Origin of the sequence: Erythrobacter sp. (assembly GCF_036351135.1) — a bacterium.
Classification (GTDB): Bacteria; Pseudomonadota; Alphaproteobacteria; order Sphingomonadales; family Sphingomonadaceae; genus Erythrobacter.
On sequence record NZ_JAZBON010000037.1, the window covers coordinates 38,414 to 55,186 of the forward strand.

General features: G+C 64.9%; 19 protein-coding genes. 13 read left to right on the forward strand and 6 right to left on the reverse strand.

Features of this window, described 5'->3' with window-relative positions:
- Positions 1–55 precede the first annotated feature (55 nt).
- The 10 genes from hisA to pal all read left to right on the forward strand — a co-directional run bounded on the left by hisA (position 56) and on the right by pal (position 7,311).
- Positions 56–784: a 1-(5-phosphoribosyl)-5-[(5-phosphoribosylamino)methylideneamino]imidazole-4-carboxamide isomerase gene (gene hisA, locus V2I30_RS14460; RefSeq protein ID WP_330662889.1), complete on the forward strand. Its 729-nt coding sequence runs from the start codon at positions 56–58 to the stop codon at positions 782–784.
- A gap of 175 nt (positions 785–959) precedes the next feature.
- The gene (hisF, locus tag V2I30_RS14465; protein ID WP_330662890.1) at positions 960–1,760 is read left to right on the forward strand and encodes an imidazole glycerol phosphate synthase subunit HisF; all 801 of its coding nucleotides are present in this window, start codon (positions 960–962) and stop codon (positions 1,758–1,760) included.
- A 14-nt stretch (positions 1,761–1,774) separates the two neighbouring features.
- A complete protein-coding gene (locus V2I30_RS14470) occupies positions 1,775–2,092 on the forward strand; it encodes a phosphoribosyl-ATP diphosphatase (protein ID WP_330662891.1) in 318 nt (105 codons plus the stop codon).
- Complete coding sequence (locus tag V2I30_RS14475; protein ID WP_330662892.1) at positions 2,092–2,475, forward strand: histidine triad nucleotide-binding protein; 384 nt, start codon at positions 2,092–2,094, stop codon at positions 2,473–2,475. Before V2I30_RS14470 ends, V2I30_RS14475 begins: the two co-directional genes overlap by 1 nt.
- Positions 2,476–2,685: 210 nt before the next feature.
- Positions 2,686–3,138 carry a YbgC/FadM family acyl-CoA thioesterase gene (locus V2I30_RS14480; RefSeq protein WP_330662893.1) on the forward strand — a complete coding sequence of 151 codons (453 nt, stop codon included), beginning with the start codon at positions 2,686–2,688 and terminating at the stop codon, positions 3,136–3,138.
- Positions 3,139–3,142: 4 nt separating this feature from the next.
- A complete protein-coding gene (tolQ, locus tag V2I30_RS14485; RefSeq protein WP_330662894.1) occupies positions 3,143–3,853 on the forward strand; it encodes a protein TolQ in 711 nt (236 codons plus the stop codon).
- A gap of 136 nt (positions 3,854–3,989) precedes the next feature.
- Complete coding sequence (locus V2I30_RS14490; RefSeq protein ID WP_330662895.1) at positions 3,990–4,436, forward strand: ExbD/TolR family protein; 447 nt, start codon at positions 3,990–3,992, stop codon at positions 4,434–4,436.
- Positions 4,437–4,448: 12 nt separating this feature from the next.
- Positions 4,449–5,252, forward strand: coding sequence for a TonB C-terminal domain-containing protein (locus tag V2I30_RS14495; RefSeq protein ID WP_330662896.1), 804 nt, complete (start codon positions 4,449–4,451; stop codon positions 5,250–5,252).
- A gap of 2 nt (positions 5,253–5,254) precedes the next feature.
- On the forward strand, positions 5,255–6,676 hold the full coding sequence (tolB, locus tag V2I30_RS14500; RefSeq protein WP_330662897.1) for a Tol-Pal system beta propeller repeat protein TolB: 1,422 nt from the start codon (positions 5,255–5,257) through the stop codon (positions 6,674–6,676).
- Between the two features lie 110 nt (positions 6,677–6,786).
- Positions 6,787–7,311, forward strand: a complete 525-nt coding sequence (gene pal / locus V2I30_RS14505) for a peptidoglycan-associated lipoprotein Pal (RefSeq protein WP_330662898.1) — start codon at positions 6,787–6,789, stop codon at positions 7,309–7,311.
- Between the two features lie 99 nt (positions 7,312–7,410).
- On the opposite strand, the gene V2I30_RS14510 is transcribed toward pal, so the two are convergent.
- A complete protein-coding gene (locus tag V2I30_RS14510; protein WP_330662899.1) occupies positions 7,411–7,557 on the reverse strand; it encodes a hypothetical protein in 147 nt (48 codons plus the stop codon).
- 193 nt (positions 7,558–7,750) lie between these two features.
- Between V2I30_RS14510 and V2I30_RS14515 the strand changes: the two genes are divergently transcribed.
- Positions 7,751–8,284 (forward strand): J domain-containing protein, encoded by a 534-nt coding sequence (locus V2I30_RS14515; RefSeq protein ID WP_330662900.1) that lies wholly within the window; start codon positions 7,751–7,753, stop codon positions 8,282–8,284.
- 168 nt (positions 8,285–8,452) lie between these two features.
- Positions 8,453–10,321, forward strand: coding sequence for a serine hydrolase domain-containing protein (locus tag V2I30_RS14520; protein WP_330662901.1), 1,869 nt, complete (start codon positions 8,453–8,455; stop codon positions 10,319–10,321).
- 432 nt (positions 10,322–10,753) lie between these two features.
- On the opposite strand, the gene V2I30_RS14525 is transcribed toward V2I30_RS14520, so the two are convergent.
- From V2I30_RS14525 to V2I30_RS14535, 3 genes are all read right to left on the reverse strand, one after another.
- Positions 10,754–11,578 (reverse strand): SDR family NAD(P)-dependent oxidoreductase, encoded by an 825-nt coding sequence (locus V2I30_RS14525; protein WP_330662902.1) that lies wholly within the window; start codon positions 11,576–11,578, stop codon positions 10,754–10,756.
- 39 nt (positions 11,579–11,617) lie between these two features.
- On the reverse strand, positions 11,618–12,946 hold the full coding sequence (locus V2I30_RS14530; protein ID WP_330662903.1) for a cystathionine gamma-synthase family protein: 1,329 nt from the start codon (positions 12,944–12,946) through the stop codon (positions 11,618–11,620).
- Positions 12,947–13,162: 216 nt separating this feature from the next.
- A complete protein-coding gene (locus tag V2I30_RS14535; protein WP_330662904.1) occupies positions 13,163–14,677 on the reverse strand; it encodes an SLC13 family permease in 1,515 nt (504 codons plus the stop codon).
- Positions 14,678–14,863: 186 nt separating this feature from the next.
- Here V2I30_RS14535 and V2I30_RS14540 point away from each other — a divergent pair, with 186 nt between their 5' ends.
- Positions 14,864–15,469 carry a GNAT family N-acetyltransferase gene (locus V2I30_RS14540; protein ID WP_330662905.1) on the forward strand — a complete coding sequence of 202 codons (606 nt, stop codon included), beginning with the start codon at positions 14,864–14,866 and terminating at the stop codon, positions 15,467–15,469.
- 264 nt (positions 15,470–15,733) lie between these two features.
- Here the strand turns inward: V2I30_RS14540 and infC are convergent, their stop codons facing one another.
- Both infC and V2I30_RS14550 read right to left on the reverse strand, forming a co-directional pair.
- Positions 15,734–16,252 carry a translation initiation factor IF-3 gene (gene infC, locus V2I30_RS14545; protein ID WP_330662906.1) on the reverse strand — a complete coding sequence of 173 codons (519 nt, stop codon included), beginning with the start codon at positions 16,250–16,252 and terminating at the stop codon, positions 15,734–15,736.
- Positions 16,253–16,358: 106 nt separating this feature from the next.
- Positions 16,359–16,724 carry a hypothetical protein gene (locus V2I30_RS14550; protein ID WP_330662907.1) on the reverse strand — a complete coding sequence of 122 codons (366 nt, stop codon included), beginning with the start codon at positions 16,722–16,724 and terminating at the stop codon, positions 16,359–16,361.
- Positions 16,725–16,773: the final 49 nt, after the last annotated feature.

The following is a 16,773-nucleotide window of genomic DNA, read 5'->3' on the forward strand; positions in this document are numbered from 1 at the left end:
ACTCGCCGCGGGTCCCCGCTTTCGTGGGGATGACACTGAAGGGACAAGTGAGCCCATGATCGTCTTCCCCGCCATCGACCTCAAGGGCGGCGAGGTGGTGCGTCTGGCCGAAGGCGACATGGCCCGCGCCAGCGTCTATGGCGACGATCCCTCCGCGCAGGCGATGATCTTCGCCGAAGCCGGTGCGGAGCACCTCCACGTCGTCGATCTCGACGGCAGCTTCGCGGGCGAGAGCCGCAACGGCGATGCGGTGAAGGCCATCGTCGAGCGCTTTCCCGGCTACGTCCAATTGGGCGGCGGCATCCGCGATGCGAAGGCGGTCGAGGGCTGGTTCGAGCTCGGCGTCGCGCGCATCGTCATGGGTTCCGCCGCGCTCAAGGATCCCGATTTCATCAAGGAGATGGCGCGCGAATGGGAGAACGGCATCGTCGTCGCGGTCGATGCAAGGGACGGCATGGTCGCGACCGAAGGCTGGGCCGAGGTGTCCGACGTGCCCGTGGTCGACCTCGCCCGCCGGTTCGAGGATGCGGGCGTCGCCGCATTACTGTTCACCGATATTGGACGCGACGGGATGCTGAAGGGCGTCAATATCGACGCGACGGTAGAGCTTGCGCAGCGGGTCGACATCCCGGTGATCGCCAGCGGCGGGGTCAAGGGGCTGGCCGACATTCACGTCCTCTCGATGCACGCACATGAGGGGATCGAGGGGGTGATCACGGGGCGGGCGCTTTATGAGGGGCGGCTCGACCTTGCCGCGGCGATCCAGATGGGGGCGAGGGGGTGAGCTTGCACTCGGCTACGCTCGAACAGGCCCTTCGAGACACTCGGACTGCGTCCTCGTTCCTCAGGGCGAAGGGTAGTCTGGAGATTTACTACCCTACCTCCGTTCGTCCTGAGGACGTGAAGCCGAAGGCTGAACCATCTCGAAGGACTGGTTCGAGCGAAGCCGAGAACCCATCATGACCGTCCGCATCCGCGTCATTCCCTGCCTCGACGTCGCCGAGGGCCGTGTGGTCAAGGGCGTCAATTTCGTCGACCTCAAGGATGCCGGCGACCCGGTCGAACAGGCGCAGGCCTATGACCAGGCGGGGGCGGACGAATTGTGCTTCCTCGACATTTCCGCCAGCCACGAAGGGCGTGGGACGTTGCTCGATATCGTCAAGCGTACGGCGGAGGTATGTTTCATGCCGCTGACAGTTGGCGGCGGGGTGCGTAGTGTCGAGGATGCGCGGGCGTTGCTGCTGGCGGGAGCGGACAAGGTGGCGATCAATTCCGCCGCGGTCGCCCGGCCCGAACTGGTGGGCGAAATCGCGCGGAAATTCGGCAGCCAATGCGTGGTCGCAAGCGTGGATGCTCGGCGGGTGGCGCCCGAGGTGCCGGTCGTGGGCGAAACACCGGATCCGACCTTGCGCTGGGAAATCTTCACCCATGGCGGGCGCAAACCCACCGGGATCGATGCGCTCAATTACGCGACAAAGGTCGCGGAGTTGGGCGCGGGCGAATTGCTCGTCACCAGCATGGACGGCGACGGGACGCAAGCTGGCTACGACCTCGAACTTACGCGCACCATCGCTGATGCAGTGAGCATCCCGGTGGTGGCGAGCGGCGGAGTGGGGACGCTCGAACATCTGGTCGAAGGCGTGCGCGACGGCCATGCCAGCGCCGTTCTGGCCGCCTCGATCTTCCATTTCGGTACGTATTCCGTCGCCGACGCGCACAAGGCGCTGCGCGATGCGGGGTTGCCGGCGCGGGGGGTTTGAGCGACATCGCCACCATGAACACCCTCGCCCACCTCGAAGCGACCATCGCCGCCCGGCGCAACGCCTCGCCCGAGGAAAGCTACGTCGCCAAGCTGAACGCGAAGGGTCTGCCGAAAATCGCGCAGAAACTGGGCGAAGAGGCGACCGAGGCAGTGATCGCGGCGCTCTCGGGATCGAACGAGGAACTGGTCGGCGAAAGCGCGGACCTCCTTTTCCACCTCTTGGTCCTGCTCGACGCCAAGGGAGTGAGCTTCGACCACGTCCTCGCCGAACTCGAACGCCGCGAAGGGCTATCGGGGATCGCGGAAAAGGCCAGCAGGAAGGACGCATAATGCCGATCGACCCGACCGAGCCCTACGACGACGACAATATCTTCGCGAAGATCCTGCGCGGCGACATCCCGTCCAACAAAGTCTACGAGGACGACTGGGCGCTCGCCTTCGAGGATATCAACCCGCAGGCCGAAGTTCACACGCTCGTTATCCCTAAGGGCCGTTATGTCAGCTGGAACGATTTCTCGGCCAAGGCGAGCGCGGAGGAGATAGCGGGCTTCGTGCGCGCAGTTGGCGAAGTTGCGCGGATGAAGGGGCTGGTGGAACCGGGCTATCGCATGATGGCCAATGTCGGCGCGCATGGCGGGCAGGAAGTGCCGCACCTCCACGTCCATATCTTCGGCGGCGAGCCGCTGGGGCCGATGATCTGGAAAAAGGGGTGATCTCTCTTTTCCCCTCCCTTGAGGGAGGGGCCGGGGGTGGGTGCTCGGCGCGGATTACCAACGCCGCACACCCCCACCTAACCTCCCCCTCAGGGGGGAGGGATTGCCATGCATTTAACCGCAAGCCCGATTCGTTTCGCCGCCATTCATGAGGGCAAGCACAATGGCGGCTTTGCAGCGAATCCATGCTGCGCTAGGTGGCCTTACGAAATGGTGCAACCCAACCTACCCGGAGGCGTCGTTGACGGCGCGCGGCATCTTTATGCGGTGCGGGTCTATTACGAAGACACCGATCTTTCGGGCATTACCTACCACGCGAATTACCTGCGCTGGTTCGAGCGGGCACGCTCCGACCTGCTGCGCCTGCTGGGCATCGACCAGCGAGCCGGGATCGAGGCCGGGGACGGCGCCTATGCGGTCACCGAAATCGCGATCAAATATCGCCAGCCGGCCAGGCTCGACGACGATGTCGTCATCGAGACGACCGCCAGCGAAATCGGTGCAGCGAGCGTGCGCATGGAACAGATTGCGCGGCGGGGCGCTGATGTGCTGGCGAGCGCTGAGGTGCGCGCCGGTTTTCTGACGCCCGAGGGCCGCCCTCGCAGACAGCCTGAAGAATGGCGCGCCGCGTTTCGCGAATTCATGACCGGAAAGGACGGTTGAAGGAGTGCTACTGAACCTCTTGGGCGCGATTGCGGGCGGGGCAACCAGCCCCACCCGGCTCGATCCGATCGAACTGTTCCTGCAGGCCGATATCGTCGTTCAGGCGGTGATGATCGGCCTGATCCTCGCCAGCATCTGGACCTGGGCAATTATCGTCTCCTTCTCGCTGCGGATCGGCAAGCTCAACAAGAGCTCGCGCCATTATGAAGGCGATTTCTGGGAGGCGCAGGACCGCGAGAGCGTGCTGGGTCGGCGGCTTCGCAACAGCGTACCCTCGGCGCGGGTCGCGGGCGCGGGGATCGACGAGTGGAAGCGCTCGACCCGCAATTCACCGGTCGACCGGGCTGCCTCGCGCGAGCGTATCGGCGCGGCGATGGAAGGGCAGGTCGCCGAGGAAGCCGACGATCTTTCGGCCAAGCTCACCTTCCTTGCGACCACCGGCTCTGTCGCCCCCTTCGTCGGCCTGTTCGGCACGGTCTGGGGCATCATGAACAGCTTCTTCCAGATCGGCGCGCAGCAATCCGCCTCGCTCGCGGTCGTCGCGCCCGGCATCGCGGAGGCCTTGTTCGCGACCGCCATCGGCCTGTTCGCCGCGATCCCCGCGGTGATCGCTTACAACCGCTTCAGCCAGTCAGTGAATGTCTACGAGGCGAAGCTGCAGCGCTTTGCCGACAAGGTCCATGCCGGGCTGAGCCGCGAATTGGACAAGGCATGACCTGTTTTCCGCACACCCATCCGGGCGCGCGGTCCTCGCTAGACGCGCAGCATAGCTGCGCCCGCTGCGGGCGGGCAGTCGCCCTTGCGGCCGCTTCGCAGCCGATCGGCGTGTCCGCTCGGCGAGGAGCAATCTGATGGCGATGGGCCTCGCCTCCTCGCCGCGCAAAGGCCGCCGCTCGCGCCGCGCGGCGATGGCCGAGATCAACGTCACCCCGCTGGTCGACGTCATGCTCGTGCTGCTCATCATCTTCATGGTGACGGTGACGCTGCCGGCCGTCGGCGTTCCAATCGAACTGCCCGAAAGCCGCGCCAACCCGGTCGAGGAAACGCCCGAGCAGGTCACGATCAGCATCGATGGCGATGGCCGGGTCTATATCGGCGATGATGCGGTGCCGGTGGGCGAGCTCCCGCAGGCCCTTACCGCGATCGAGCGCGGCGGCGAGGGCGAATTGCCGACCGTCGTGCTGCGCGGCGATCGCGGGCTCGATTATGGCCGGGTGATGGCGGTGATGGGGGAGCTGGGCCGCGCCGGGTTCACGTCCATCTCGCTGGTCACCGACGGTTCAGTTACCGCGCCATAGCGGTGGGTGAGTATGGGCGAGAGCACCTTTCGCAGCGAAGACCGCATCGGCCTTGTGGTCGCGGTGGTTCTGCATGCGGCGCTCGCGGCTCTGCTGGCGGTGCAGGCGTTCTGGAACCCCGCGCCCCCGCCGATCCCCAATCGCGTGACCGTCAGCCTCGCCACCGATGTCAGCCTTGAATCCACCGCGCCGTCACCGGTCCGCGAAAGCCGCGCCGCGATCGCGCCGACGCTTGCCGAGGCACCCGCACCCGAAGCCGAGGATGCACCCGATGCCGCGCAGCCGGAGCGCAAGCCCCCGCCGCGGCCCGAAGCGCGCACTCAGCCGCGCCCCGCGCCCCCCAGCGACACGCGCGAACGCCGCCGTCCCGAGCCCCAGCGCCAGGCACCGGTCGAGCGTTCGTCGCGAGCACCGGGCGGCAGCCGGATCGGCGACAATTTCCTCGAAGGGCAGGGCGCGGCGACCAACACCGACGAAACCCGCGTCCCCGCCTCGCAGATCGGACGCAGCGCGCGCGCGTCGCTGCAACAGGCGATCAACCGCCAGCTGCGACCCTATTGGGACGCACCTTCGGGCCTCGATGCGGAACAACTGGTCACCGTGCTCGCCTTTCGCTTGAACGAAGACGGTTCGCTCGCCGGAGCGCCGCGTGTGGTAGGGCAGAGCGGGGTGACCGATTCCAACCGTCCGCAGGCGCCCCTGCATGCAGAGCGCGCGATCCGCGCCGTCCAGCGCGCCGCGCCCTTCGATCTGCCGGACGAATATTACGAAGCATGGAAGAACATCTCCGAATGGAGGTTCGACAGAAGGCTGTGAGCATGATAACCACATTGACCACCCCCGCGCTTGCATTGGCGGCGCTGTTGTTGAGCGCCCCGCTCACCGCGCAGAACGAGGATCTCGAGCAGCCGGTGGGCGACGGCGCCGCGGTGGAGACGGCGTTCGAAACCGAGGAACGCGACGCGCAGGCGGGCGGGCTGACCGGATCGACCACCGATGAAAGCGAATGGGAGGATCTCGGCATCGCGATCCCCGCCTTCGCGACCGACCGCGATACGTCCACCCCGGCCAGCAACCAGGGCACCGCGGCGCTGGGCCGCGAGATCGCGCAGATCATCACCGCGAATTTGCGCAATAACGGCCTGTTCGCCCCGACCGGCCCGGACAGCCTGCCGCGCCCCGAATTTACGCAGATCACCGCCCCTGCCTGGCCCAGCTGGAGCGGGCGCGGCGCCGAGATGCTGGTTCACGGCTATGTCCGCGCGCGCGACGACGATCGCCTTGTGGTTGGCTGCTATCTCTACGACGTCGCGCTGCAGGACGAGCTGGTGCGCGAAGGCTGGGTCGTCCAGCCCGCCGACTGGCGCCGCGCGGCGCACAAATGCTCCGACCTCATCTATGCGCGGCTGACCGGCGAAAGCCCCTTCTTCGACAGCCGCATCGCCTATATCGCCGAAACCGGTCCCAAGGATAACCGGGTCAAGCGCCTAGCCGTCATGGATTCGGACGGCGCGAACCACCGCTTTCTGACGCTGGGCAGCGCGACCGCGCTCACCCCGCGCTATTCGCCCGACTATTCGAAGATCATGTATCTTTCCTATGTCGATGGAAACCCGCGCATCTATGTCTACGACATCGGCTCGGGCGAACAGACGCTGGTGACGGAAAACCGCGATCCGACGCTCGCGCCGCGCTGGTCGCCCGACGGGCAGCACATCCTCTATTCGATGGCGGTTGCCGGCAACACCGACATCTACCGCGTGCCCGTCACCGGCGGGCGCTCCACCCGGCTAACGGATACGCCGGGGATCGACATCGGCGGCTCCTACTCGCCCGACGGCCGCCGCATCGTGTTCGAGAGCGATCGTTCCGGTTCGCAGCAATGCTATGTCATGGATGCGGACGGAACCAATCAACGGCGCATCAGTTTTTTCGGTGGACGCTGCGCGACCCCGGAATGGAGCCCGCGCGGCGACCAGATCGCGTTCACCCGCATCGCCGGGGATTTCAACGTCGCGGTCATGACGCCAACGGGGGGAAATTTGCGCATTCTTACCGATGGCTGGCAGGACGAGGCGCCGACTTGGGCCCCCAACGGGCGCATCATCCAGTTCTTCAGGACCACCCGCAATTCCGGGCGGTCCTCCCTGTGGCAAGTCGACCTGACCGGTCGCAATGAGAGGAGATTGCCGACGCCGGTGGACGCGTCGGATCCCGCCTGGGGGCCGATCCGGCCCTGACGCGGAAAAACTGCCAAGACCTGCGCTTCAAGGCGGTCGCCCCGGCGAAGTGCCCAGACCAACCTTAGACCTTGCGGCCAAACGCAAGGGCACCATTCGGAGACGATACCATGAATATCTCTGTTTCAAAGGCAGCCACCCTTGCCCTCGCGGCCTCCACTCTGGCGCTCGGCGCTTGCTCCAAGGAGGCGCCCGAGGAGCTTCCCCCCGCGCCCGCCGCCGCTGCCACGACGCAGACGCCCACGCCGAGCGCGTCGAGCGTTGCGAGCGTGGGCACGCAGGCCCATTTCGAGAATGCGGTGGGCGGCTCCACGGTGGTCTATTTCGACACCGATCGCTACAATATCGACAGCACCGATGCCGCCGCGCTGCAGAGCCAGGCACAGTATTTCGCGCAATATCCGCAGCTGACCTTCACCATCGAAGGCCACACCGACGAGCGCGGCACGCGTGAATACAACCTTGCGCTGGGCGAACGGCGCGCGAATTCGGCGAAGAATTACCTCGTCAGCCTGGGTGTGACGCCCGACCGCATCCGCACCATCAGCTATGGCAAGGAACGCCCGGTGGCGCTGGCTTCCAATCCCGAAGCCTGGTCGCAGAACCGGCGCGCGGCGAGCGTCGTCATCAACTGATCGCGCTTACCGGAAAGAACGAAACGCCCGCTTCGCAAGCCGCGAGGCGGGCGTTTTCGCGTTTAAGGGATGGGGATTGGTGCGGCGAGGACGCGCCGGTCAGCTGGAACTGCCGCCGTCCGCCTCCATGACGATGCCGTCCTGGCCAAGCCGCAATTCGCCGTCGCTCCCCGCCCGCGCCACCAGGCACAGGCAGACCAGTGCAAGCGCCGAGGCGAGGCTGGAGATCGTCAATTGCTGGCTCATCGCTCAGGTTGCCGTCATTCTTTCGTCGGAGGTGTCGTGTTTGGTGGAAATGCGTCCTGCCACGGGGAAGTGAAGAACGTGTTGCGATGCAACATTTCAAGCCGCAACTGGTTCCCACACCTTTCCAATAGCCGCCAGTCCCCCTAGATTGAGCGCGTGCCTGATCCGACCAACGACATGATGATGCGCCGCCATGCCTAAGGCTCGGCGATCCAACGACTGGGGTTTCCCTCGCTGGCGCGGTTACGGTTCCTCGCGCGAGGCGACCAATGTGCGCATCTGCGATCGCCACGGCTGCGAGGAGCCGGGCCACTGCCCCGCGCCCAAATCGCCCAACAGTCCCGATCGCTGGTATTTCTGTCAGAAACATGCGGCGGAATACAACCGCGGCTGGGACTATTTCGAAGGGCTCGACAAGGAGCAGAAGGAAGCCCGCCAGCACGCCGAGCGCCAGGAAAGCGCCGGCTATGCCGAGGCCTCGCATTACGGCTGGTCAGGCTCGGGCGACGGCTCGCGCAGCCCCGACGAAATGCGCGCGCTCGACGTGCTCGAACTGGAGGCCGACGCGGACTTCCCCGCGGTGAAGAAAGCGTACCGCGCGAAGGCTAAGGAAGTGCACCCCGACGTGAAACCGGGTGACGAGGAAGCGGCCGCGGAGTTTCAGAAACTGCAGGTCGCCTACGAAGTCCTGCGCGCCGCCGAGGAGCGGCGCGAGTGGAAGGGATAGGGGCGGCGGGTTTCGACGCGGGTTGGTACATTGAATCGCGAGTCAGGATCGTCCCATGGCTCGCAGCTTAAACAAGCGACCTTACGCCTACCTCCCGGTTGGAGAAACTGGGATAGGCCCCACCGCTAACTTCAAGGCCGAGAAAAGATCTCCTTTCGACCGACTGACTTGGCGGTTGATCCGAAAGGTTTCGACATCGTGCGCAGGGGAATTAGCTCACCAATCCAGTCCATTATCTCGAACAAGGAACCCATGATGCGCAGATCATGCGTCGCTTCGGCTGCAATTTCGATGCTCGGCATTCTCGCCTTCTCACCCACGCCGGTGGCGGCCCATACCGGTAATACGCTCGCCGCGAATTGCGAGGCCAATCGGTTCCAGCGCCTCGACACGCAATCGGAACTAATGCTGGAGATGAAGTGCTTCCACGCCGGGAACATGGTATTGCGTGTCCGGACAGAGGGCGACGCCGAACGGATGGAGCTGTTTCTGGACCCGGCGCATACGAGCGTGCTCGACCGGCCGATGCACTTTGCCCTTCAAGATGACGAACTGACGGTGATGCAGTCGATCCACAGACCGGTTGCGAGCGGTAAGGCTATTCCGGGCGGGGTCGAGTGGACCATACGGCTTCCGGAGAGGACAGGCCGTGTGATTGGCCTCGGCGTTTCCATGTCTACCTCGCAAGGCGATTTCTCTTGGCCCGGATCCGCAGGGATGAGCGGAAACCGCAGAAAGCTCGGGGACCTGATGCTTCTGAACGAGGGCGATCGCGTGGCATCACTATCAGGCACGGTCGAGTGGACAGGGGGTCGTGACTTATCGCCTCCCATGCGGGTCGTCGCCCGATCCTCCGACGCGCGGATCGAAGGGCCGGTCGAGGGCGATGGCAGCTTCAGACTGCGCTTGCCTGCGGGAGACTACGCGGTTTTCGCCTTGGATTCCCGCATCGGGTTGAAGCGTTCGACTGTCTCGATCAACGTTGGCGACGGCGAAGATGCGAACCTCGACAGCCCAGTCGTCGCGCAAACGGCTTCCGAACCACTCCGCGAACTCATACCTGCAATCCTCGATCGGGCCGGGATCAAGGCCGCGGCCGTTGCTGTCGTGAAAGACGGCAACCCAGTCTTTGCCGAGAGTTATGGCGTTGAACTCGATGGTGCTCCGGCTGGAGCGCAGACGCTGTTTGGAATGGAATCGGTGACCAAGACCGTCACGGCGATGACGATGATTTCATTAGCCGAACGCGGTCTTCTCGACCTCGATGAAAGGCTCGCCAAATACTGGGTCGACCCGGATCTTGCGAACGATCCACGCCATTTCGCGCTGACTTTCCGAATGGCGCTTCGCCACCTCACAACCTTGCCCAACTGGCGTGGCGAGGAACAGCTTGCCTTTGCAGGCGAGTTGGGATCGGCGCAGTCGTATTCGGGCGAAGCCTACGAGTATGCTCGCCGCGCGCTCATTCGCAAGTTCAATGCGTCGCTGCAGGAACTGGCGGGGGAATACGTTTTCGGACCGGCGGACACACAGGCGATGTCGTTCCTGTGGCCTGCCGATGGTGACGAGCACGCCGCCGGGTTCCACTTCGGCGATTACGCATTCGATTTCGACAAGCCCACCGAAGAGGCGAGCGCGGCTTCCGATCTGGTCGCGACGGCTGCCGATCTCGGCCAGTATGCCGCATGGCTGGCGAATGGCGCAGGCCTTTCACCAACGAGCTGGGCGCGCGTTTTGACGCCGAACCCGGAAACGCTTCGCAAAGAAGACGACAATTCACAAATCGGGGAAGGTTTTTTCGTTTTCGATCCGATCGCCGATGGCAAATTACCCATATTCGGCCATGGCGGCAGCGCGATGGGAGCACGCACGCTGATCGTTGTCGATCCTGAAGCGCGTGATGCGGTCGTAATCGCGACAAGCAGCGGGGCCGGTCTCGCTTTGATCCGTGCCGTCGTCGAGGCTGCTTTCAAACGTGGGGCCGAAATGCCTCTGCTCGAAGAAGAATTAAGTTCATGGGAATGGTACGACTATTGAGAGGAGCGTCCTCGACTTAGCGCTAGATTAAGCCTTGCGAATTTGGAGCTTGCATCCCAGGACTAGCTAGAGTCCGATCGCCCGCTCCCCACCCCGTAGCGGACACGGTCATTTCCTACTTCCCCTCGATCTGGTCCAATCACCGCCATGCAACGGCAGGTTGAGGTTTTCGCGGCGACCGACGCACCGGGTATGGCCCCATCGTGGTCCGTGCAGGATGACACTGCGCAAATGCCAAGGTCACACTTTGCGTCGCGCTACGGTGTCGGTCATGAGCGCAAGGGTGACAGTCTGCTCGAAAAAAGTGACACTTCACGCGCCAAGGTTACGCTTTGCGCCGCCAAGGTGACACTTCGGGCGGTTTTGCCTCTGGACCGTGTTCCACCTGTTCCATCATGTAGGACATGCGTCCGGCCGCACGTCAATCCGGCGTCACTTCGAGCGCGGACCCCGCGAATCGGAGGTGCCCGTGTCGATCGCCCCAATCGGTATGTCGTTCCACCACGGCGTGTCGGTCCAGGGGCGCAGGTCGAGCTCGTGGGTCCAGGCATTGCGGGGTTGCTGGGCGAGGTGCCAGTAGGTCTCGGCGAGCGCGGCGGGGTCGATCACGCCGTCTTCGCCCTTGGACGCCTTGTAGGCCTCGAACCGGTCGCCGAGCAGCTTGCCCAGTGTGTCGGGCGCATCGACGCTGCCGTCCACCACGACATGCGCGACATGGATGCCCTGGGGTGCGAACTCGGCATTGAGCGTCTGGCACAGCATCCGGCGTCCGGCCATCGCGGCGGCGTGGCTGTGCTGACCCTCGTTCCCGCGCACCGCGGCCGTGGCGGAGGTGACGAGCAGGGTCCCGTGGCCACGTCCCACCATCGCCGGAAAGGCCGCATGGGCGAGGCGGAACAGGCCGAAACAGCCCAGCCGCCAGCCGAGCTCGAAGGTGCGGTGCGGCGTGTCGTGAAGCGCGCGGTTCCCGATCTGCGCGCCGAGGTTGTAGAGCGCGCAATGGATAGGGCCGACATCGTGCTCGGTATGCTCGACCAGCTCCTCGATCGTCCCGTCCTCGCTGGCATTGAGCAGAGTCCCGGTCGCGCTCCCGCCCGCTTCCTCGATCTCGGCGACGAGGCGCTGCAAGCCCTCCTCGTCCGAGCGCCTTGCGAGGACCGCATGGTAGCCCTCACGAGCGAAGCGCGCGGCGACATGGCCGCCGATGCCGGCGCCGGCGCCGATCACGAGAAGGACGGGTTTGTCCGATGTAGCCATGCGTGTTCCCTGCGTGACACCCCTCCAGGGGGAGGGGATTCAGACGTGCTCCAGCGCCTGCCTGAAGTCGGCGATCAGGTCGCCGGCATCCTCGATCCCGATGCTGATGCGCACCAGGCTGTCGGTGATGCCGAGCGTCTGGCGGCGGGCATGGGGGACCGAGAGATGTGTCATCGAGGCGGGGTGGCTCGCCAGGGTCTCGGTGCCGCCGAGGCTCACCGCGAGCTTGGCGATGGTCAGGTTGTCGAGGAAGCGGAAGCACTCCTCCTCCCCGCCCTTCAGGAAGACGCTGAAGGTCGAACCGGCACCGAGGCAATGACGCTCGTAGATGTCGCGCTGGCGCTCGTCCTCGATGAAGCCGAGATAGCCCAACCGCTCGACCTTGGGATGATCCCTGAGGAAGGCGCAGACCTCAGCCGCGTTCTTGCCGGCACGGTCCATCCGCAGCTCGACCGTCTCGAGGCTGCGCAGGAGCATCCATGCAGTGTTGGGATCGACGATCCCGCCCATCGTGTTGCGCAGGGCGCGGACCGGATCCATCCACTTCGTCGCGCCCGCGATCGAGCCGGCGACAAGGTCCGAATGCCCGCCCACGTACTTGGTCAGCGAATAGGCGACGATATCCGCCCCATGCTCGAGCGGGCGCTGCCACAGCGGGCCGAGGAAGGTGTTGTCGATGGCGATCGGACAGTCCCAGTCGAGCGCGTCGTCGCGCGCCGCCTTGACCGCTTCGATATCGACCAGCGCATTGGTCGGGTTGCCCGGGCTTTCAAGGTAGATCATCGCGACCTTGCCGCCATTCTCGGCTGCCTGGTCCTTGGCCTTCGCCAGCACCGCATCGAGCTCCTCGCGGCTGGCCCCTGCGGGGAAGTCGACATAGGTGACGCCGAACTTGGACAGCACCTTGGCAACGAAGCCCTCGGACGCTGCGTAGAGCGGGCCGGAATGGACGATAACGTCTCCCTGGCTTACATAGGCGAGCATCAAGATGCAGATCGCGGTCATGCCGCTCGAGAAGGTGAGGGCGTCTTCGGCCCCGTCCCAGATCGCGAGGCGGTCTTCGAGTATCTCCTGGTTGGGGCCGTTGAAGCGACTGTAGACGAGGCCCTCGGCGCCGCCTTCGCGCTTGCCGGTGATGCCTTCGAAATGCCGTTTGCCGTCGGCGGCGCTGGGAAAGGCGAAGGTCGAGGTGAGGAAGATCGGCGCCTTCAGCGAGCCTTCGGACAGGACCGGGTCGAACCCATGCCCCATCATCAGCGTCGAGGGCTTCAGGGGACGCCCGTCGATCTCGGTGCGTTCGGGCTTGGGCTTGCGGCGCGGCGTCGGCGTATCGGTGGCGGAGTTCTGGTCGACGGGACGGTCGGTCATGGTGGGTACCTTCCTTCGTATGTGCGCTCCCAGGAAGGCAGGAGCCGATGGCAGGCGGGGACAGTTCGGGCGCGCGGGGCGCCCGTTCCTAACCTCCGCAGGAACGCCTCTCCCCTGGCCGCGAGAATGCCTGTGCCGACTAGCGTGCGGTGGTTACAGGAGCAACCGGTTTGGCGCGGGCGCGCCGGGGGAGGAAGGCGACGCCCGGTCGGCGCGCTATCCTAGGCTCGCCATCGCCCAGACCAACGCGACGATAAGGCCGATGCCGAGAAGATCGAGGACGATGCCCGCCTGGACCAGCTTCTCGATCCGTAGGCGTCCAGTTGCCCAGGCGATCGCGTTGGGGCCGGTCCCGGCGGGAAGGATGAAGCCCCAGCTGGCGGCGAGCGCGGCGGGCATGGCGATGAGGATCGCCTGCTCGCCAAGACCGAGGCCGGCGGCGAGGCTGGCGACCACGGGAATGATCGCGCTGGCTGTGGCGACGTTGCTGGCGAACTCGGTGACGAGCACGATCATCGCGACGATCGCCAGCGCGACGACGACCAGCGGCATGACTTCCAACGGCAGCAGCGACTGCCCCAGCCACTCGGCCAATCCGGAAGCCTGCATTCCCGCTGCCAACGCCAGCCCGCCGCCGAACATCAGGATGACGCCCCAGGGCGCGCGGTCGGCCTCGTGCCATTTGAGCAACGGGCGTCCGGTCCCGTCGGGCAGCAGGAACAGCGACAGCGCGGCGATGACGGCGATTGTCCCGTCGGTCCAGCTGCCGCCGGGCAGCAGCGGCGCGACCCAGCGCTGCGTCATCCATGCCACGAAGGTGATCGCGATGACGGGCACGAGCCGCTTTTCGGCGCTCGACCATGGCGCGGCATCGTCGATAGCCGCGCGCGCGGCACCGACGTCGAACGGGTGGCCCGCGACGTTCTGGACCCGCGCCACGACGAAACAGGCGATCGGCACGCCAACCACCATGATCGGAACGCCGAAGAACATCCATTGCGCGAAAGTGATCTGCAACCCGATCATGTCGTCCAGCAATTGCACCGCGATCCCGTTGGTGGGCGAACCGACGATGGTGCCGAGCCCGCCGATGGTGGCGGCGAAGGCGATGCCCATCGGGAGCGCGCCGTAAAGGCCGCTCGTGCGCGGTTCACTGTCGCTCGCATGCCCAGCCACCCTCTCCCCCGCCCTTCCACCCGGAATGGTATCCTCAAAGGAGGAAGGGCGGCAGAGAGGGTGGCCTGGAACCGCGGCACCTCCCCCGCCCGCAAGCACCGCCAGCGCCATCGGCATCATGATGAGCGCGGTCGAGGTGTTGGAGATGAGGTTCGAGAGCAGGGCTGCCGAGATCATGAAGGCAAGCAGCAGCTGCACCTGGCCCCCGTCCGACCCGATCGCCTTGAGGATCGCGAGGCTCAGGCGGCGGTGCAGGCCGGTGCGCTCGATCGCCAGCGCAATGAACGCCCCGCCCAGCAGCAGGAACAGGATCGGGGCATAATAGGCGCTCGCCGCCGCGCGCGCATCCATCACGCCTGCAAGCGGCAGCAACACGAAGGGGAGCAGCGCCGTCACCGCCAGCGGCACCGCCTCGGTCATCCACCAGGCCGCCATCCACACGGTGAGTCCGGCGACCAGCCACGCCCCGTCGCTCATGCCCGAAGGCGCGGGGAAAAGCGCCGTCAGCGCGAATGCGAGAGGGCCGAGAAACAGGCCGATCCGGCGCGCGGTCATGCGAAGCTGTTCCCTTCCCCAGTGTCCCTGTCTGCCAGCCTAACTGCCAGAGTACTCGCTCTTGTCTCGGCGCGACGGCTGTAGTGCAAGGCACTAAGTACTTCTGATCTGTGGATCGATCCGGAAAGGCTCGGCCCGGTAGCTGACTGGACTGGCAAGCTCGGCAGGGATGTCTAAGCATTGATCATGGCTACCAAGCGCCCCATCCATGTCCTCGCGCGGTCTGCTCCGGTGGCCCCGCTCGCGCGCACTATGGCCGATGCGTTTCAGGACGATCCTGGCCTCTCCTACGTGGTTCCCGAAGCCAAAAGGCGACGCGCTATGCTCCCGCGCTTCTTCGCGGTGATGATCGCGCAGTCGTTTCGAGGCGGCGAGGTTCTGGCGTCACCGGGCGGCGAAGCGGTTTCGCTGTATTACCCGCCCGGCCCGGTGAAGGACGGAGCGCTGGCGCTCCTCAGGGACAATCTGCGGCTTGCGACTCAGTTCGGGCGAGCTTTGCCGCGCGGGCTCAGGGTCGCCGCTGCGATGCACGCACACCATCCCGATCCACAGCCTTATGACTATCTGCGCTATGTCGGCGTTTCGAAAGCCGCGCAGGGCAAGGGATGGGGCGGGGCGATCGTGCGCGCAGGGATCGAGCGAGCGGCGAGGCAGGGCCGCGGCGTGCTTCTGGAAACGGCGACGCGAAGCAATGTCGCAATCTACACCCGGCTGGGCTTCGAAATCGCCGAGGAATGGCGGGTGCCGGGAGGCGGGCCTGAATTCTGGACCATGATCCACCCGGCGCCATGAGCGGGTCGCAAGCCTACAGCCCGCGCCGCTCCTCTCCGAGATCGAGCGGGGCGGCCGCACCGCCCGCCATCGGCGGGTTCCCCGGCCTGTCCGGCGGATCAGCTGGCATGCCGCTCGCGGGCGGTGAGGGTTTGCGCGGCCGGCGTTTAGGGCGCGCCGATCCCCCAATCCGAACCGCCAACTGGCCAAACCGCAAAAGCCATTCCTGCTCGGTTCGCGACCGGCCGAACGAAAACCACGGCTTCCGGAAGGCGCGCGGCGCGCTTATTTCGGCGCCAGCACCATCAGCATCTGACGGCCTTCGAGTCGCGGGAAAGCCTCGACCTTGGCGATTTCCTCGACGTCTTCCTGAACCCGCTTGAGCAAATCCATGCCGAGATGCTGGTGCGCCATCTCGCGCCCGCGAAAGCGCAAGGTGACCTTCACCTTATCACCATTGTCGATGAACTTGTTCACGTTGCGCATCTTCACGTCGTAATCGTGCGTGTCGATGTTGGGACGCATCTTGACCTCTTTGATGTCTTGGGTCTTCTGCGTCTTGCGCGCGAGGTTCGCCTTTTTCTGAGCCTCGAAGCGATATTTCCCGACATCGAGGAACTTGCACACCGGCGGGTCCGCTCCGGGGGACACTTCGACGAGATTCAGGCCCTTCTCCTGCGCCTGCTCGACCGCTTCGCGGGTGTACATGATGCCCAGGTTCTCGCCGTCGTCATCGATCACGCGAACCTTGGGAACCTGGATGAAATTGTCGTAGCGAGGGCCGCTTTTCGTAGGCGGGGCCATCGATCGCCGGGGTGGACGGGCTATGTGTGTTCTCCTGGTGTAGCCGATTCTGAAAGCGCACAACGTAGGGCTTGCGCGCGAATTTTGCCAGCGGAGTCTGGTGCATTCACAAACGCACGCCCCATGAAAGGTTCGGTAAGTCGATAAGTCCGAGGCCAACCATGCGAGGCAGCAGCCAGAGGGCAAAGGTGAAGAACAAGGCGCTTACGAGTATGGCGAAGGCCCGAAACAAACGCGGCGCTTGTTTTGACGTGCGCGGCGGGAATGACATCGCCAAAACCGGGGCGGCGAACGCGGCTCCCACAATCAAGCCGCTCGGCCACAAACTCGAGAACGGAAAAAATTCGCCGAAAACCTGTCCGAGAAGCAGAGCGAAAATCGCATACAGGCCGGCAAAAATCCAAAGGACTAGGGGTATCCGAGACCAAACTATTGAATGGCCCTGCATTCTCAGAAGAATAATCTCGATCAAGACAGCAAGGCCAAACCAAACAGCGACATGCCAGATGGTCAGGGTTTCG

Coding starts and splice junctions, on each gene's coding strand:
- hisF (WP_330662890.1), top strand. CDS start 960: ATGACCGTCCGCATCCGCGTCATTCCCTGCCTCGACGTCGCCGAGGGC.
- V2I30_RS14490 (WP_330662895.1), top strand. CDS start 3,990: ATGGCGATGGGCCTCGCCTCCTCGCCGCGCAAAGGCCGCCGCTCGCGC.
- hisA (WP_330662889.1), top strand. CDS start 56: ATGATCGTCTTCCCCGCCATCGACCTCAAGGGCGGCGAGGTGGTGCGT.
- V2I30_RS14495 (WP_330662896.1), top strand. CDS start 4,449: ATGGGCGAGAGCACCTTTCGCAGCGAAGACCGCATCGGCCTTGTGGTC.
- tolB (WP_330662897.1), top strand. CDS start 5,255: ATGATAACCACATTGACCACCCCCGCGCTTGCATTGGCGGCGCTGTTG.
- infC (WP_330662906.1), bottom strand. CDS start 16,252: ATGGCCCCGCCTACGAAAAGCGGCCCTCGCTACGACAATTTCATCCAG.
- V2I30_RS14525 (WP_330662902.1), bottom strand. CDS start 11,578: ATGGCTACATCGGACAAACCCGTCCTTCTCGTGATCGGCGCCGGCGCC.
- V2I30_RS14480 (WP_330662893.1), top strand. CDS start 2,686: ATGGTGCAACCCAACCTACCCGGAGGCGTCGTTGACGGCGCGCGGCAT.
- V2I30_RS14475 (WP_330662892.1), top strand. CDS start 2,092: ATGCCGATCGACCCGACCGAGCCCTACGACGACGACAATATCTTCGCG.
- pal (WP_330662898.1), top strand. CDS start 6,787: ATGAATATCTCTGTTTCAAAGGCAGCCACCCTTGCCCTCGCGGCCTCC.
- V2I30_RS14510 (WP_330662899.1), bottom strand. CDS start 7,557: ATGAGCCAGCAATTGACGATCTCCAGCCTCGCCTCGGCGCTTGCACTG.
- V2I30_RS14470 (WP_330662891.1), top strand. CDS start 1,775: ATGAACACCCTCGCCCACCTCGAAGCGACCATCGCCGCCCGGCGCAAC.
- V2I30_RS14540 (WP_330662905.1), top strand. CDS start 14,864: ATGGCTACCAAGCGCCCCATCCATGTCCTCGCGCGGTCTGCTCCGGTG.
- V2I30_RS14535 (WP_330662904.1), bottom strand. CDS start 14,677: ATGACCGCGCGCCGGATCGGCCTGTTTCTCGGCCCTCTCGCATTCGCG.
- V2I30_RS14530 (WP_330662903.1), bottom strand. CDS start 12,946: ATGACCGACCGTCCCGTCGACCAGAACTCCGCCACCGATACGCCGACG.
- V2I30_RS14515 (WP_330662900.1), top strand. CDS start 7,751: ATGCCTAAGGCTCGGCGATCCAACGACTGGGGTTTCCCTCGCTGGCGC.